The organism is Streptomyces sp. NPDC045678, from assembly GCF_056432085.1.
This window is the reverse complement of record NZ_JBWKJS010000009.1, coordinates 315,846-332,291: the sequence shown is the minus strand read 5'-3', so window position 1 is coordinate 332,291 and position 16,446 is coordinate 315,846. Positions and strand designations below refer to the sequence as shown.

Below are 16,446 nucleotides of genomic sequence, written 5' to 3'. Positions count from 1 at the left end.
CGGGGGTGCGCGCCGCCCCCGTCCCCACGGTGCGGCGCGGGCGGGCCCGGTTCCCGTCATCCAACGGATCCGGGCCCACGATCAGGTGAGGCCGAGTGCGGGGAGCACACAGGCCTCCACGAAACGGGTCACGTACTCCTCGTCGGCGTACGCCCCCTCCAGAATGGGGCGGGCCCGCAGCACGCCGAACAGCTGCACCGTGAGGAATTCCACCGCCGGGTGCCCCTCGGCGATCTCGCCACGCTCCACCCCGCGCCGGATGATCGCGGCCATGGCCCGCAGCTCCGGCTCGACCAGCGTCTCGCGCAGCACCCGCTGAAGATCCTCGTCCTGAAGGACCGCGTGGCTGAGCGCCTGGACCAGCATCGTGTCGCGGCCCGACTGCTCGCCGGCCGCGCGTGCCGCCTCCCGCAGGTCCCCGGCGAGGCTGCCGGTGTCGATGCCCGCGAACCGCACACAGCGGTTGGCGCGCAGTGCGGCGGCGACGAACTGGGGCTTGGTCTTCCACTGGCGGTAGAGCGTGGACTTGCTGCACCGGGTGCGGGCGGCCACGCCTTCCATGGTCAGCGCCTCGTACCCGCACTGGCGGAGCTGGTCGAGGACGGCGTCGTAGAACTCCTGCTCACGCTCCGGCGTGATCTTCGAGCGGTTCGACGTCGACGTCATGACTCTTCTCCCGAGTACGGCGGCCGGGCCGTGCGGCCGGCACCTTTCGATACGCCAGTGTACCGGTACGCCTCCGTATCGGTACACTGGCGTATCGATGAGTGGGGCGATCCCTCGCTCAGCACCGCACTACCCAGTCGTCACGCAAAGGGGCCGGGGGATGGAATCCCGAACCGAGCCTGCCGAACGGGAGCCGGACATACAGGTCCGACCGCCCCTCGTCCGCGAGCTCCTCCTCGTCGTAGGACTCTTCCTCGTCTACAAATTCGGCAGGCAGCTCGCCAACGGGCACACCGGCGAGGCCTTCCACAACGCGCACCGCGTGTGGGACGCCGAGCGCACGCTGCGCCTACCCGGCGAGGGCGCCGTGCAGGACGCCCTGCTCAGCAGCGACACGCTGATCCACGTCGCGAACACGTACTACGCGACCGTGCACTTCCCCGCGACCCTGCTGTTCCTGGTCTGGCTGTACCTGCGCCGGCCGCGGCACTACGTGTGGACGCGACGCGTGCTCGCCGCGCTCACCGCGGCCGCGCTCGTCCTGCACCTCGGCTTCCCGCTGGCTCCCCCGCGCATGCTGGACGCCGCGCACCTCGTGGACACGGCGCAGGTGTACGGACCCTCGGTGTACGCCGCCAAGCCCGCGACCGACACGATGGCGAACCAGTTCGCCGCCATGCCGTCCCTGCACTTCGGCTGGGCCCTGATGCTCGCCGTCGGCATGATCGTCGCCACGTCGTCGCGGTGGCGGTGGCTGTGGCCGCTGCACCCCCTGCTGACCCTGCTCGTGGTGGTGGGCACCGCCAATCACTACTGGCTCGACGCGATCGCGGCGACCGCGCTCCTCGGCATCGCGCTCGCGGTGATCCGGCTGCCCCGCCCCGGCCGCTCGCTGGTCGTGCGCCGTTCGGTGCCCGCGCCGTCGCACGGGCTGATCTCCTCGGGGGCCGGCCGATGAGCGCCACACTGCTCGCCGTCGCCCTCTCGCTCGTCTCCGCGGTCGCGTACGCCGCCGCGGCGGTGGCACAGGAGCGGCTCGCCTCGCGCGTCCACGACGGCGAGAGCGGGGTCCTGCGGATGCTCGGCAGCGGCGTCTGGTGGTCCTCCGTCGGGCTCAACGCCTCCGCGGCGCTGCTGCACGTGGCGGCGCTCAAGTACGGTCCGCTCACCCTGGTCCAGCCGCTCGGCGCCCTCACCCTGGTCGCCGCGGTGCCGCTCGGCGCGCGGCTGGCGGGCCGCCGGGTCACGCGTCTTGAGTGGCGCGGGACGGGGCTCACGCTCATCGGCCTCGGCGCACTGCTCCTGACCGCCTCGGGACCGGCGCCGGACGACACGCTGACGGTGCCGGAGGCCCTGGTCGTGGCCGCCGCGACGATGGCGGTCATCGGGGTGCTCTCCCGGCCAGGCACACGGCCCGGACTGCGGCACGCGACAGCGTCCGGCTTCGCCTCCGGGGTCGCGTCGGCGCTCACGCAGACGGTGACGGTCGCCGTCACGGACCGGTCGGGACCGGTCTTCAGCCCGCAGGTGGTGATCGTGGCGGTGCTGGTCGCGGCGCTCGCCGCGGGAGGCCTGCTGCTCTCGCAGACCGCCTACCGCGGCGGCCTCGGCGCGCCGCTCGCCGTGGTCACGCTCGCCAACCCCATGGCGGCCTCCGTCATCGGTGTGGCGCTGCTCGGCGAGCGGCTCCAGGGCGGGTTCGGCGGCATCCTCCTCGCGGTGGCGGGCGCGGCGGTGGCGGCGTACGGCGTCTTGGTGCTGACGCGGTCGCCGCGTGCGCCGGCGCCCGAGCCCGCGGCGGAGTTCCTGCCGACGGTCCCCGGCCAGCCGATGGAGCCCGCGAGGCTTCGGCTCTCGCGGTCCTGAGCCCTGCTCCCGCTCCTGTACGACGACGGCGTCGGCGTCACCTTGCCCCTGCGGGGCGGGACAGCCGACGCCGTTCGGGTTCTGCGGGCCGGATGTGGCTGTTCGCGCGGTTTCCCGCGCCCCTGGGTCGCGGGCGCTCGGTAGCCGCCACGCGCCCCCGAGGCCCCGGGGCTCCGTCGTTCGGCTATCCGAAGCCGCGCGCGTCCTGCTTCAGGGCCGTGTCGACCGTGAGCGCCGTCGCCACGACGAGGCTCAGGAGCGGCTCGGGCAGCTGGTAGTGGATCTGCAGGACGTAGTTGTCCGCGGTGGTGAACATCGTCTTGGCGAGGCCTTCCCAGGTCTTCGTGATCCGGGCGACCTCGTTGTCCGCGTGGTCGACGATCGAGAAGTTCCAGGCGCGCCAGTTCTCCGCCTTGATCGCGCCGACCTGCTGGCCGTTCACCATCATCGCGAAGTTGATCTTGCCGATCATGTTCTGCTGGACGATCTCGCCGACCGGCTGGCCGTCCGCGCGCTCGACGATGACCCGCGACTTCATGAACTTGCGGGGGCGGGTCAGCATCATCTGCGGCTGGCCGTACGCGTCACGGATCTCGAGCTTGTGCGTCATGAACTGGTCGATGCTGGAGACGAAGCGCGCGACCTTCTTCAGCGTGCTCTGGCCGACCTGGACGACCGAGCCGAGCGTGTTGCCCGACTGGTCCATCACGCTGTACTCGTTCGTCAGCTCGATGAGCTTGGCCTTCTGGTTCACGACCAGGACCGGCTCCGTGAACAGCGTGCCGCCGCCCTGGGCGGACGGCGCGACGCCGGCCTGCTGCTGCACCTGGCGCTGCACCTTGGCCGGGTCGGCCATGGCCGGGGCCTGCGGGGCCGCCTGCGGCTGGCCGAACTGCCCCTGGAGCGCGGCGGTCTGCGGCTGGCCGAACTGACCCTGCGGGGCCTGCGCGGGCTGCGCCTGCTGCGGGACCTGCTGGGCCGGAGCCTGCTGCTGGCCGCCCTGGGGGGCCGGATTGGTGTGGTCCGTCCACTGGGAGCCGTCCCACCAGCGCAGCAGCTGGGGCGCGCCGTGCGGGTCCGGGTACCAGCCTGCAGGAGTGTTCGAATGCGTTGTCACCCGGGTGACCCTACCCCGCACAGCTGGGCGCCCCGCCAGTCCCTTGCGCCGTTGTGACCTCTGACTCACCTTCAGCGGCGCCCCACTCAGAACGCGACCTCCACCTCCAGGGCACCCGCCCCTTCCCGCAGCTCCACCGCGCCGATCCGCCCCGCCGCCCGCACGTCGCCCTCGGCCGACGCGAAGTGGTCCAGCATGGCGCGCGGGGCCGTCACCGTCGCCCCCGCGACCTCCGTGCGCATCGAGAGCCGCGCCTGCGACTTGGCCCTGCGGACCGCGGCGATGGCCTCCGACGCCGCGGTGAGGACCGCCGCGTCGCCCGCCTGCTCCCGGAGCTCCGCCCCGCCCGGCCACGGCGCGCGGTGGACCGATCCGTCCCTCCACCACGACCAGACCTCCTCCGTGACGAACGGCAGGACCGGCGCGAAGAGGCGGAGGAGGACGTCGAGCGCCGTACGCAGCGCGGCCCGTGCGGACTCCGTGGCGGCCGCGTCGCCGTGGTCGCCGTACGCGCGGGCCTTGACCAGTTCGACGTAGTCGTCGCAGAAGTGCCAGAAGAGCCGCTCCGTGCGCTCCAGAGCCCGGGCGTAGTCGAACGCCTCGAAGGCCGCGGTGGCCTCGTCGACGCTCGACGCGAGCGCGGCGACGAGCGCCCGGTCCAACGGCTGCGTGACGGCGGACTGCGGGCCCGCGTCGCCGAGGCTCAGGACGAACCTGCCGACGTTCAGGAGCTTCATGGCGAGGCGGCGGCCGATCTGCATCTGGCCGGTGTCGAACGCCGTGTCCGTGCCGGGGCGGCCGCTCGCCGCCCAGTAGCGGACCGCGTCCGAGCCGTACTGCTCCAGGAGATGGCCCGGAGTGACCACGTTGCCCTTGGTCTTCGACATCTTTTTGCGGTCGGGGTCCAGGATCCAGCCGGAGATCGCCGCGTGCTTCCAGGGCAGCGCGTCGTGCCCGGTGTGGGCGCGCAGGACCGTGGCGAACAGCCAGGTGCGGATGATCTCGTGGGACTGGGGGCGCAGGTCCATGGGGAAGACCCGCGCGAACAGGTCGGGGTCGGAGCGCCACTTCCCGGCGATCTGCGGGGTGAGGGACGACGTGGCCCAGGTGTCCATGACGTCCGGGTCGCCGGTGAAGCCGTGCGGGACGTCGCGCTGTGCCGCTTCGTGGCCGGGCGGGGTGTCGGTGCTCGGGTCGACGGGCAGGGCGGACCTGTCGGGGACGAGGGGGCGGGTGTGGTCGGGCTGCCCGGACGCGTCCAGCGGGTACCAGACGGGGATCGGGACGCCGAAGAACCGCTGGCGGCTGATCAGCCAGTCACCGTTGAGGCCGCCGACCCAGTTCTCGTAACGGACCCGCATGTGCGGCGGGTGCCAGGTGAGTTCGGCGCCGCGGGCCAGGAGCCGGTCGCGCAGGGCGGCGTCCCTGCCGCCGTTGCGGACGTACCACTGGCGGGTCGTGACGATCTCCAGGGGCTTGTCGCCCTTCTCGTAGAACTTGACGGCGTGGGTGACGGGGCGCGGTTCGCCCAGGAGGTCACCGCTCTCGCGCAGCATCGCGACGACGCGCTCCCGGGCGGTGTGGGCGGTGGCGCCGGCCAGCCGCGCGTACGCGGCGACGGCGGCCGGGGACTCGACGCCGGCCGGCGGGTCGGCGAGGAAGCGGCCGTCCCAGCCGATGACCGGCCGGGTGGCGAGCCGCAGTTCGCGCCACCAGGTCACGTCGGTCGTGTCGCCGAACGTGCAGACCATCGCGAGGCCCGTGCCCTTGCCCGGCATCGCGAGGGGGTGGGAGAGGACGGGGACCTCGACGCCGAAGAGCGGGGTGCGAACCGTTGTCCCGAACAGGTCCTGGTAGCGCTCGTCCTCCGGGTGGGCGACCAACGCGACGCAGGCGGGCAGGAGTTCGGGTCGGGTGGTCTCGATGAGGACGGCGCGGTCGCTCGCGGCCCGGAAGCGGAGCTTGTGGTACGCGGCGGTCCGCTCCCTGTCCTCCAGCTCGGCCTGCGCGACGGCGGTGCGGAAGGTGACGTCCCACAGGGTGGGCGCCTGCGCGATGTAGGCGTCACCGCGCTCCAGGCTCTCCAGGAACGCGTGCTGCGAGGCCGCGCGGGCGTGCGCGTCGATGGTCCGGTAGCTGTGCGACCAGTCGACGGAGAGGCCGAGGCGCCGCCACAGCTCCTCGAAGACCTTCTCGTCCTCGTCGGTGAGCAGCTCGCACAGCTCGATGAAGTTGCGGCGGGAGACGGGCAGTTGTCGTTTGCCGGGTTTCTCGGGCGGGGTGAAGTCCGGGTCGTACGGCAGGGCCGGATCGCAGCGGACGCCGAAGTGGTTCTGGACGCGGCGTTCCGTCGGCAGTCCGTTGTCGTCCCATCCCATGGGATAGAAGACTTCCTTGCCGCGCATGCGCCGGTAGCGGGCGATCGTGTCGGTGTGCGTGTACGAGAAGACGTGGCCGACGTGGAGCGAGCCGCTGACGGTGGGCGGTGGCGTGTCGATGGAGAAGATCTCGTCCCGGATCTTCGAGCGGTCGAAGGCGAATACGCCCGACTCGTCCCATCGCCGAGACCATTTCTCTTCGAGCCCGTCGAGGACGGGCTTCTCGGGGACGCCTGCACGGCGATGGGTGTCTGCCATGCCTCTGGATGCTATCCGCGCACGCCAACCGCAGGCGCCCCCTTTTCCTTCCGGCCGGCGGCTGCGCCGGCGCCCCGTCAGACCGTGCGGATCGCCGGGTCGCTGACGCCCGCCGCGCCGGTCTCCACGTGACCGGCCAGACGCCGCAGGAACCCGGCGTCCGCGTCGGACTTCACCGTCAGGTCGTACCAGCGCTTGGTCGCCCGCAGGTCGACGGTGTGCTCCACGGAGGATCCGGCCCTGACCTTGAAGGTCTGGGCCGCGCCGCCGTAGGCGTTGGTCACCGTGAGGTTCACATCGGCGCTGCCCGCGTTCTTCAGGGTCAGCCTGATGTTGCCCGTGGTGCCGTCGTGGCGTGCGGTCACCTCGGGGCCCGCCTTCTTGCCGGGGCCCTTGAAGGTGCGCAGGAAACCGTTGGGGCCGAAGACGGAGAGGTCGTAGGCGTCCTTGGAGTACTTCGAGTTCCAGGTGTCGGAGAGGGACTTGCCCGCCTCCGTGGTGTACGTCCAGGGGCCGTCGGTGCGGTTGGCGGAGCGCACGTGGAAGCAGACGCCGGCCTTGGCGCCGCCGCTGAACGTGAGGGTGAACTTCCCGGCGGCGGGGTCCGCGGTGCCGTCCACCAGCGGGGCGTACGGCAGCGCGCGGGCGGGCCGGGAGCCTCGCTCCTGCTTGGGCAGCGCCGGGTTCGCGGGCGCCTTGGGCACGTAGTCGTCGTGGCGCTGCTTGTCCGGCGGCTCGTAGGCGGCCGTGTCGGGGAGCTTCGCCGGGTCGAGGTCCTTGCCGCTGAAGTCGAAGGCGGACGTCAGGTCGCCGCAGATCGCGCGGCGCCACGGCGAGATGTTGGGCTCCTTGACGCCGAAGCGCGTCTCCATGAACCGGATGATCGACGTGTGGTCGAAGACCTCGGAGTTCACGAAGCCGCCGGTGCTCCACGGCGATACGACGATCATCGGGACGCGCTGGCCGAGGCCGTAGTGTCCGGCCGCGTAACCGGCGCTGCCGGGGTGGTAGTCGAGCGTCGTGTCGACGGTGGACCTGCCCTGGTTGGCGTCCTTGGGGACGTACGGCGGGACGATGTGGTCGAAGTAGCCGTCGTTCTCGTCGTAGGTGATGAACAGGGCCGTCTTCGCCCACACCTCGGGGTTGGAGGTGAGCGCGTCCAGGACCTGCGCGATGTACCAGGCGCCGTAGTTCACGGGCCAGTTGGGGTGCTCGCAGAACGCCTCGGGTGCGGCGATGTAGGAGACCTGCGGGAGCTTGTCGGCCTTCACGTCGGCCTTGAGGAGGTCGAAGTAGCCGTCGCCCGCCTTGGCGTTGGTACCGGTGCGGGCCTTGTCGTGGAGCGGGTCGCCGGGCTTGGCGTTGCGGTACTTGTTGAAGTAGAGGAGCGAGTTGTCGCCGTAGTTGCCGCGGTAGGCGTCGTTGATCCAGCCCCAGTGCCCGGCCGCGTCCAGGCCGTCGCCGATGTCCTGGTAGACCTTCCAGCTGACCCCGGCCTGCTCCAGGCGCTCGGCGTATGTCGTCCAGTCGTACCCCGCCTCCTGGTTGCCGAGGACCGGGCCGCCGCCCTTGCCGTCGTTGCCGACGTGCCCGGTGAGCATGTAGTAGCGGTTGGGGTCGGTCGCGCCCATGAACGAACAGTGGTAGTCGTCGCAGACCGTGAAGGCGTCGGCGAGCGCGTAGTGGAACGGGATGTCGTTCCGCTCCAGATACGCCATCGTGCGCTCGGACTTGGCGGGGATCCACTGGTCGTACGCGCCGTTGTTGAACGCCTTGTGGCCGCCGGCCCAGTCGTGGTCGAGGCCCGCGATGAACTGCATGCCGAGGTTGTCGGCGTCCGGGTGGAACGGGAGCACTTCCTTGCCGCCGTTCGGCTGGTGCCAGACCGGCTTGCCGTTAGGCAGTGTCACCGGGCGCGGGTCGCCGAAGCCGCGGACACCCTTCAGCTTGCCGAAGTAGTGGTCGAAGGAGCGGTTCTCCTGCATGAGCACCACGACGTGCTCGACGTCCTTGATGGTGCCGGAGGCGCGCCTGGCGGGGAGGGACGCGGCGCGGGCGATGCTCTGGTTGAGCATGGCGAACGTCGCGGTGCCGCCGGCCAGCTGCATGAAGCGGCGCCGATTGAGTTCAGGCATGACTATTCCGACCTCGTGTTTTGTGGGGGACGCGAGCGGGGTGAAGTGTGCCAAGGGGAGCAAGCGATACGGAAGGGGCTGTGACGGGCGTGTGAAGAGAAGTCCAACCTCTGGTGGGCAGGACACAATTCCCGGTCATTCAGGGCAAAGGTCCCATATTTGACATAGGGGAATGCACGTGACTCACTTGGTCGTGCACCGTTCGGTGGTGCGTTCTGCTCCGTCCCGCGATCGCAAGGAGGTGTTCGGGATGAGTCCCGAAGGAAGTCCTTGCGTCAGCGGTGATCTTCTCTGAGGCTGCGTTCCGCAGCAGACAGCCGCCCTTCCGTGGCCGCTGGTCCTTTTCCGTAGGTTTCGGCCGCTCCGCGCCGCCGCCTCCGAGACGCTCCCGCCGCCGTTACTCGTGCGTTTCTCCAGCTCTGCCGTGTCGCAGCCACGACGGCGACACCCCCTGTCGGCGTCGATGCGCTCCCGGCACCTCGGAGATTTCTTCACCCCGCATTCACACATCCACGTCCTCGTGCCCGGGTCTGCCTCGTCATGCCCCGCACGGAGGGAGGTCTGCCATGAACAAGCTGATTCCCCAGGTACGCCTGGCCCCGCCAGGCGAGAACCCCCGCCCCGCCCCCCGTACCCGCAAAGCCGCCGAACTGGACGCCCGTACCCGTGAGGTCGGCGCCCGGCTCGCCGAACTCAGCGCGCTCCCCGCCCGCGACGTCCTGCACGAGCTCAACACCACCACGCGCGGCCTGCGTCAGGACCAGGTCCTGGAGCGCGTCGAGCGGTACGGCGCGAACACCGTCGCCCACGAGCGCGCACCGCACTGGACCGTGCAGCTGGCCAAGTCCTTCTGGAACCCGTTCATCGGGGTGCTCGTCGTACTCGCGGCCGTCATGTACTGGCAGGACCCGGCCGACCCCGGCGTCTACATCCTCACCTCGATGGTGCTGATCAGCGCGCTGCTCCGGTTCTGGCAGGAGTTCCGCTCCTCCCGGTCGGCCGAGGCGCTCAAGAAGCTGGTCACCACGTCCTGCGCGGTGCAGCGGCGCTGGAGCGAGACCGCCGGGACCGAAGAGATCCCGATGGAGCAGGTCGTCCCCGGCGACCTCGTCCGGCTCGCCGCCGGTGACCTGGTCCCCGCCGACCTGCGGCTGCTCACCGCCAAGGACCTGATGGTGAGCCAGGCCGCGCTGTCCGGCGAGTCGCTGCCCGTCGCCAAGGCCGACACGCGCGCCCACGACCTGGGGCAGCGGACCACCACGGACCCCGTGGACGCCGACAACCTGTGCCTGATGGGCACGTCGGTGACGTCCGGCACGGCGACCGGCGTGGTCGTGGCGACCGGCGCGCACACCTACTTCGGGTCCATGGCGAGCGCGCTGACCGGCGACCGCCCGCAGACCGCGTTCGACGTCGGCGTGCGCCGGGTCAGCTTCCTGCTGATCCGCTTCATGCTGGTGATGGTCCCGGTCGTCTTCGCGATCAACGGCTTCACCAAGGGCGACTGGGACCAGGCGCTGCTGTTCTCGGTCTCCGTGGCGGTCGGCCTCACCCCCGAGATGCTGCCGATGGTCGTCTCGGCGAACCTGGCGCGCGGGGCCGTCGCGCTGTCGAAGCGCCAGGTCGTCGTCAAGCAGCTCAACGCGATCCAGAACCTCGGCGCGATGGACGTCCTGTGCACGGACAAGACGGGCACGCTCACCGAGGACCGCGTCGTCCTGGACCGCTACCTCGGCACGCGCGGCGAGGAGGACCGCGAGGTGCTCGAGTACGCGTACCTGAACTCCCACTTCCAGACGGGGCTGCGCAACCTCATGGACCAGGCGGTCATCGACCGGGTCGACGAGGCCGAGGAGGTTGTCGTCGACCGTCTCTTCACGATGATCGACGAGATCCCCTTCGACTTCGCACGGCGCCGCATGTCCGTCGTCCTGCGCCGCGACGAACTCTCCGGACCCGTCCTCGAGCACACGCTCATCACCAAGGGCGCGGTCGAGGAAGTCCTGGACCGGTGCGGCCACATGATGGACGGCGGCGAGCGCGTGGAGCTCACCCCGCAGCTGCGCGCCCACGTCACGCACCTCACCGACCGCCACAACCGGGAGGGCCTGCGGGTCCTGGCGGTCGCCACCCGCACCTTCCCCGTCGACCCCGACACCGCCGAGCGCGAGACCTACTCGGTGGCCGACGAGACGGAGCTGACGCTCGTCGGGTTCCTCGCCTTCCTCGACCCGCCGAAGAAGGACGCGGCGGCCGCCCTGCGCGCCCTCGTCGAGAACGGTGTCGCGGTCAAGGTCGTCACCGGCGACAACGAACTGGTCGCCGCGCGCGTCTGCGCCGACGTCGGCCTGGACGCCGACGAGCTGATCACCGGCGCGACGGTCGACCTGGTCGATGACGTCGAGCTGATCGAACTGGCCCGTACGACCACGGTGTTCGCGAAGGTCAACCCGGTTCAGAAAGCACGGATCGTGCGCGCCCTGAAGGCCGACGGGCACACGGTCGGCTTCCTCGGGGACGGCATCAACGACGCGGCGGCGCTGCGCGAGGCGGACGTGGGCGTCTCCGTCGACACGGCGGTGGACATCGCGAAGGAGTCCGCGGACATCATCCTCCTGAAGAAGGACCTGATGGTCCTGGAACAGGGCGTGTTGATGGGCCGTCAGACGTTCGGCAACACCATCAAGTACATCAAGATGACGGCGTCGTCGAACTTCGGGAACGTCTTCTCGGTCCTGGTCGCCTCGGCCTTCATCCCCTTCCAGCCGATGCTGGCCATCCACCTCCTGGTGCAGAACCTCTGCTACGACGTCAGCCAGCTCGCGATCCCGTGGGACCGCATGGACAAGGAGTACCTGAAGAAGCCGCGGGCCTGGGACGCGCGGGGCATCGGCCGGTTCATGGTCCGGATCGGCCCGATCAGCTCGGTCTTCGACATCACGACCTTCCTGGTCCTGTGGCACGTCTTCGGGGCCGACTCCCCCGCTCGGCAGACCCTGTTCCAGACGGGCTGGTTCGTGGAGGGCCTGCTGTCCCAGACCCTCATCGTGCACATGATCCGCACGCGGAGGATCCCGTTCGTCCAGTCCCGCGCCTCGCTGCCGGTCCTGGTGATGACCGGCGCGGTGATGCTCCTCGGCCTCTGGCTGCCGTTCTCGCCGCTGGCCGGGGCGTTGTCGATGGAGCCGCTGCCGATGAGCTACTTCCCGTGGCTGATCGGGACGCTGCTGGCGTACTGCGCGCTGACGCAGGCGGTGAAGGGCCGGTACATCCGGCGGTACCACGACTGGCTGTAGCAAGGACCCGGACACCTCCGGCACCTTGAAAAGTTAGGTGCCGTGGGCAACCATGCACGGCATGACTGTGCGCGTCCACGGCACCTGCGCCCCCGGCTTCGAGGGCGTGCGAGCGGAGTTCGAGCGGAGCTTCGCCGAGCGCGACGAGCTCGGGGCGGCCGTCGCGGCCACCGTCGGCGGTGAGCTCGTCGTCGACCTGTGGGGCGGCGACGCCGACCGGACCGGCACCCGCCCCTGGCAGCGGGACACCCTGGTCAACGTCTACTCCACGACCAAGGGCATGACGGCGCTCTGCGCCCATCTCCTCGTGGATCGCGGCGAGTTGGACCTGGACGCGCCGGTCGCGCGCTACTGGCCCGAGTTCGCCGGGGCCGGGAAGGCCGACATCCCGGTGCGCTGGCTGCTCAGCCACCGTGCCGGGCTCATCGCGCCGGGCGAGCCGATGGCGCCGGGCGCGGTGTACGACTGGGAGAAGGTGACCGAGGCGCTGGCGGCGACGCGGCCGTGGTGGCGTCCCGGCACCGCCCAGGGCTACCACGCGGTGACGTTCGGGTTCCTGGTCGGCGAGGTCGTACGGCGGATCACGGGGGTCTCCCTCGGCACGTTCCTGCGCACGGAGGTGACCGGGCCGCTCGGCGCCGATGTGCACGTCGGCACGCCGGAGAGCGAGCACGGGCGGTGCGCGGACATGGCGCCGCCCGTCTCCCGTGCGGCGCCGCCGCCCCCTTCGTCCTCGTCCTCGCGCACCGTGTTCGGCGAGGTGCCGAAACCCCCGGTCGCCGGCCTGTCGGAGCACCCGATGGCACCGGCCACGCTGGCACTCCAGTACCTGCCGCTCGGCGACGTGAACGCGGCGGCCTACCGCCGCGCGGAGATCCCCGCCGCCAACGGCCACGCCACCGCGCGCGGCATCGCCGCCGTGTACGCGGAGTTGGCGTGCGGACGGCTCCTCTCGCCCGGGGCCGTGGAGCGGCTGCGCACCTGCCAGAGCGACGGCGACGAGCCGGACCTCGTCCTGCGGGTGGGCACCCCGCTCGCCGAGACCTGGCCGTGGGGCCTCGGCTACATGCTCAACCAGTACGGACAGGCGGGCCCCAACCCGCGGGCGTTCGGGCACGGCGGCGCGGGCGGGTCGTACGCCTTCGCCGACCCCGAGAACGGCGTCTCGTACGCGTACACGATGAACCGCATGGGCGCCGGCACCTCGGGCGAGGACCTGCGCAGCGTCCACCTGGTCGGCGCGCTGTACGAGGGGCTGCGTGAACGCGGTCCCGTGCAAGGCCGATGATGGGGGCATGACTTCACGCAGAAGAGCCGTCTTCTTCACGGGCGAAACGCCGGACCCCCGCTTCGGCTCGGTCACCACCGGGGACGAACGGGCCATGCTCATCTACTTCGTGCGGTCCCAGCGCGAGACCCTGGAGCTCAAGTGCCGCGGCCTGGAGGCCGGGTTGGCCGACCGGGCCGTCGCGCCCTCCGCACTGTCGCTGCTCGGCCTGGTCCGGCACCTCACCGATGTGGAGCGCCGCTGGTTCCGGATGGCCCTCGCCGGTCAGGACGTCGCGCCCCTCTACCCCACGCCCGAGAACGCCGACGAGGACTTCGACGGAGCGGTGGCGGAGCCGGGCGCGATCGCGGCGGCCTGGGAGGCGTGGCGGACCGAGGTGGAGTTCGCCGAGAAGTTCGTGGCACAGGCGCCCGATCTCGACGTCGAGGGGCAGAGCCCACTGTTCGGCACGGTGTCGCTGCGCTGGGTGCTGCTGCACCTGGTCCAGGAGTACGCCCGTCACAACGGCCACGCCGATCTGCTGCGGGAGCGGATCGACGGGGCGGTGGGGCTCTAAGAGCCTGGGGCCGCCCCGCCGCGAGTCACGTACCGGGGTGCTGGCCGGGCCCCCGCTCCTGGTCCGCGAGCTTGCTCGGCGACAGGTCCGTGGGGTCCTCGCCCGGTTCGAGGAGTGTGTTGGCGGGGCCGATGATCAGGGGGTCGGCCTTGCCGACGGCCTCCATGTCCTTCGCCTCATAGTCGAGCTGCAGCAGGAGATGGCGCATGGCTTCGAGGCGGCCGCGCCGCTTGTCGTTGGTCTTCACGACGGTCCACGGGGCGTGCGGGGCGTCCGTGGCCCGGAACATCTGGACCTTCGCGTAGGTGTAGGCGTCCCACAGGTCCAGGGAGGCGATGTCGGTGGGGGACAGTTTCCACTGGCGCACCGGGTCGACCTGCCGGATCGCGAACCGCGTGCGCTGCTCCGCCCGGGAGACGGAGAACCAGAACTTGATGAGGATGATGCCGTCCTCGGTGATCATCTTCTCGAACTGCGGAGCCTGCTCCAGGAAGTGCTGGTGCTCCTTGGGGGTGCAGAAGCCCATCACCGGCTCGACGCCGGCGCGGTTGTACCAGGACCGGTCGAAGAAGACGATCTCGCCGGCCGACGGCAGCTGGGCGACGTACCGCTGGAAGTACCACTGGCCCGCCTCGTGCTCGGTCGGCTTGTCCAGCGCCACCGTCCGGGCACCGCGCGGGTTGAGCCGCTCGGTGAACCGTTTGATCGTGCCGCCCTTGCCCGCCGCGTCACGCCCCTCGCACAGCACCGCGACGCGCAGCCCCTGGTCACGCACCGTCTTCTGCAGCTTGAGCAGCTCGATCTGCAGGATCCGTTTGCGCCGTTCGTACGCGCTGCGGCCCAGCTTCTTCGTGTACGGGTAGTTCTCCCGCCATGTTTTCAGGGGCTGCCCCTGCTCGTCGAGGAGTACGGGGCGCTCCGGGCGCGCCTCGTCCACGGACAGCCCTTCGAGCAGATCGTCCTCGTTCCGACCGGTCGGCTCCACCGCGCAGCCCTCTCCCTTGGCCTGTCCCTCGATGCCCTCACCGGACAGCCTGCCCCCGAGATCGCGTCTCAGCACTCGCAATCGCGTCGTGGACGCCTCTCGGGAATAGCGGGGCGATCTTGTTGGTCATCCTCGGTGGCATATCGATGAGCGGAATGCGGGATGTGAGGGGACCAGATGCCCAAGGTGTACGCGTTCACCCGGCACGGGGGGCCGGAGGTGGAGACCTTCCTCGACGTTCCGGTACCGGAGCCGGGACCCGGGCAGCTGCTCGTCGCGGTGCGCGCGGCCGGTGTCAATCCGGTCGACTGGAAGCTGTGGGCGGGCAAGCGGCGCCCGGGGCAGGCGCCGCTCGCCGGTCACGAGGTGCTGGGCAGCGAGGTCGCCGGTGTCGTACGGGCGGTCGGGCCCGGTGTCGAGGGCTTCGCGGTCGGCGACCCGGTCTTCGGCAACCCGGTCACCGGCGGGTACGCGGAGTTCACGCTGGTTCCCGCCGACATCGCCGCCCACAAGCCGGACGCGCTGTCGTTCGCCGAGGCGGCCGTGCTTCCGGTGGCCGCGGCGACCGCGTACGACGGACTGCGCCAGCTGGACCTGCCCGCGGGCGCGACCCTGCTGATCACGGGTGCCGGTGGCGGGGTGGGAGTGGCCGCGACCCAGATCGCCGTCCACTTCGGACTGCGGGTCGTGGGCACGGCGAGCGCGGGCAAGAAGGAGTTCGTCGAGTCCTTCGGCGCCGTCCACGTGGCGCCGGGCCCCCGGCTGGCGGAGCGCATACGTGAGGCCGCCCCGGACGGCCGCGTCGACGCCGTCTTCGACCTGGTGGGCGGCGCGGACCTGGCCGAGGCCGCGCAGCTGCTCTCCGACCGCCGGAAGCTGATCACGGCGGCGGCCAAGGAGACGGTGACCGAACTGGGCGGCGCGCCGGTGGCGCGGGCCCGCACGTCAGCGGTCCTGGACGCGATCGCGCTCCTCGCCGTGGCTGGCGTGCTGCGTCCGCAGGTGACGGCGACGTATCCCCTGGCCCGGGCGGGCGACGCGCTGCGCGCGGTGGAGGACGGCCATGCGCGGGGCAAGACCGTGATCGAGGTGACGTCGTGACGACGCTGGTGGAAGAGGGAGGCACGACGGAGTCGCCGGAGCCGACGCAGACCTCCACCAAAGCCGTAGCGAGCGGCTCGCGCGCCGCTCACCCCCTCGACAATCCCGCCCTCGCCTCCCTCAGCGGGCCGCACGCGCGCTTCGCCGAGGGGCGGGGGCGGGTGGTGCGGTATCCGGTCGGCGTGTCGCCGTTTCTCGCGCTGCCCGACGACGTGACGGACGCGGACTGGGCCGATCTGGCCGCGCTCGCCGGGCCCGGCGCCGAGGTGCCGCTTCTCGCGACGACGGTGCGGGTTCCGGAGGGGTGGCGGACGACGTTCGACGTGTCGGGCGTACAGCTCGTGGACGACGGGGTCGCCGCCGCGCCGGACGCCGAGGCCGTGCGCCTCGGTCCTGACGACGTGCCCGAGATGCTCGACCTGGTCGGCCGCACGGAGCCGGGGCCCTTCGCGCCCCGCACCGTCGAGCTCGGCACGTATCTCGGCATACGCCGCGGGGGCGCCCTCGTCGCGATGGCCGGGGAGCGTCTGCACCCGCCGGGCTGGACGGAGATCAGCGCGGTCTGCACCGACCCCGCGCACCGCGGCCAGGGCCTCGGTACCCGCCTCGTCCTCGCCGTCGCGCACGGCATCAGGGCCCGCGGCGAGAAGCCGTTCCTGCACACGTCGGCCGAGAACACGAACGCCATCCGCCTCTATGAGTCACTCGGCTTCCGGCTCCGGCGGACGACGGCGTTCCGTGGTGTGCTCGTGCCCGGGCGGGCGGCGGCGGCCGACGGAGAATGAGCGGACTGTTCCGCT

12 protein-coding genes are annotated in these 16,446 nt (G+C 71.2%); 7 read left to right on the top strand and 5 right to left on the bottom strand.

Annotation, left to right across the window (positions count from 1 at the left end; translation table 11 throughout):
• Nucleotides 1-81: 81 nt before the first annotated feature.
• Nucleotides 82-666, bottom strand: a complete 585-nt coding sequence (locus AC07DO_RS30430) for a TetR/AcrR family transcriptional regulator (RefSeq protein WP_479063934.1) — start codon at nt 664-666, stop codon at nt 82-84.
• 160 nt (nt 667-826) lie between these two features.
• On the opposite strand from AC07DO_RS30430, the gene AC07DO_RS30425 reads away from it, so the two are divergent.
• Nucleotides 827-1,624, top strand: coding sequence for a phosphatase PAP2 family protein (locus tag AC07DO_RS30425; protein WP_479063932.1), 798 nt, complete (start codon nt 827-829; stop codon nt 1,622-1,624).
• Nucleotides 1,621-2,532, top strand: a complete 912-nt coding sequence (locus AC07DO_RS30420; RefSeq protein WP_479063930.1) for a DMT family transporter — start codon at nt 1,621-1,623, stop codon at nt 2,530-2,532. The genes AC07DO_RS30425 and AC07DO_RS30420 overlap by 4 nt, the downstream gene beginning before the upstream one ends.
• Before the next feature lie 184 nt (nt 2,533-2,716).
• Here the strand turns inward: AC07DO_RS30420 and AC07DO_RS30415 are convergent, their stop codons facing one another.
• The 3 genes from AC07DO_RS30415 to AC07DO_RS30405 all read right to left on the bottom strand — a co-directional run bounded on the left by AC07DO_RS30415 (nt 2,717) and on the right by AC07DO_RS30405 (nt 8,420).
• Nucleotides 2,717-3,649 carry an LURP-one-related family protein gene (locus AC07DO_RS30415; RefSeq protein WP_479063928.1) on the bottom strand — a complete coding sequence of 311 codons (933 nt, stop codon included), beginning with the start codon at nt 3,647-3,649 and terminating at the stop codon, nt 2,717-2,719.
• 86 nt (nt 3,650-3,735) lie between these two features.
• Nucleotides 3,736-6,285, bottom strand: a complete 2,550-nt coding sequence (gene valS / locus AC07DO_RS30410; RefSeq protein WP_479063926.1) for a valine--tRNA ligase — start codon at nt 6,283-6,285, stop codon at nt 3,736-3,738.
• A 77-nt stretch (nt 6,286-6,362) separates the two neighbouring features.
• Nucleotides 6,363-8,420, bottom strand: a complete 2,058-nt coding sequence (locus tag AC07DO_RS30405; protein WP_479063924.1) for a phosphocholine-specific phospholipase C — start codon at nt 8,418-8,420, stop codon at nt 6,363-6,365.
• 566 nt (nt 8,421-8,986) lie between these two features.
• Between AC07DO_RS30405 and mgtA the strand changes: the two genes are divergently transcribed.
• From mgtA to AC07DO_RS30390, 3 genes are all read left to right on the top strand, one after another.
• Nucleotides 8,987-11,716, top strand: coding sequence for a magnesium-translocating P-type ATPase (gene mgtA, locus AC07DO_RS30400; RefSeq protein ID WP_479063922.1), 2,730 nt, complete (start codon nt 8,987-8,989; stop codon nt 11,714-11,716).
• Nucleotides 11,717-11,777: 61 nt separating this feature from the next.
• Entirely contained in the window at nt 11,778-13,004 is a 1,227-nt protein-coding gene (locus AC07DO_RS30395; protein WP_479063919.1) for a serine hydrolase domain-containing protein, read from the top strand.
• A gap of 7 nt (nt 13,005-13,011) precedes the next feature.
• Entirely contained in the window at nt 13,012-13,560 is a 549-nt protein-coding gene (locus AC07DO_RS30390) for a DinB family protein (RefSeq protein ID WP_479063917.1), read from the top strand.
• Between the two features lie 25 nt (nt 13,561-13,585).
• Here the strand turns inward: AC07DO_RS30390 and ppk2 are convergent, their stop codons facing one another.
• Nucleotides 13,586-14,545, bottom strand: a complete 960-nt coding sequence (gene ppk2, locus AC07DO_RS30385; protein WP_479064209.1) for a polyphosphate kinase 2 — start codon at nt 14,543-14,545, stop codon at nt 13,586-13,588.
• A 177-nt stretch (nt 14,546-14,722) separates the two neighbouring features.
• On the opposite strand from ppk2, the gene AC07DO_RS30380 reads away from it, so the two are divergent.
• Both AC07DO_RS30380 and AC07DO_RS30375 read left to right on the top strand, forming a co-directional pair.
• Complete coding sequence (locus AC07DO_RS30380) at nt 14,723-15,646, top strand: NADP-dependent oxidoreductase (RefSeq protein ID WP_479063916.1); 924 nt, start codon at nt 14,723-14,725, stop codon at nt 15,644-15,646.
• Entirely contained in the window at nt 15,643-16,431 is a 789-nt protein-coding gene (locus AC07DO_RS30375) for a GNAT family N-acetyltransferase (RefSeq protein WP_479063915.1), read from the top strand. The genes AC07DO_RS30380 and AC07DO_RS30375 overlap by 4 nt, the downstream gene beginning before the upstream one ends.
• Nucleotides 16,432-16,446 lie beyond the last annotated feature (15 nt).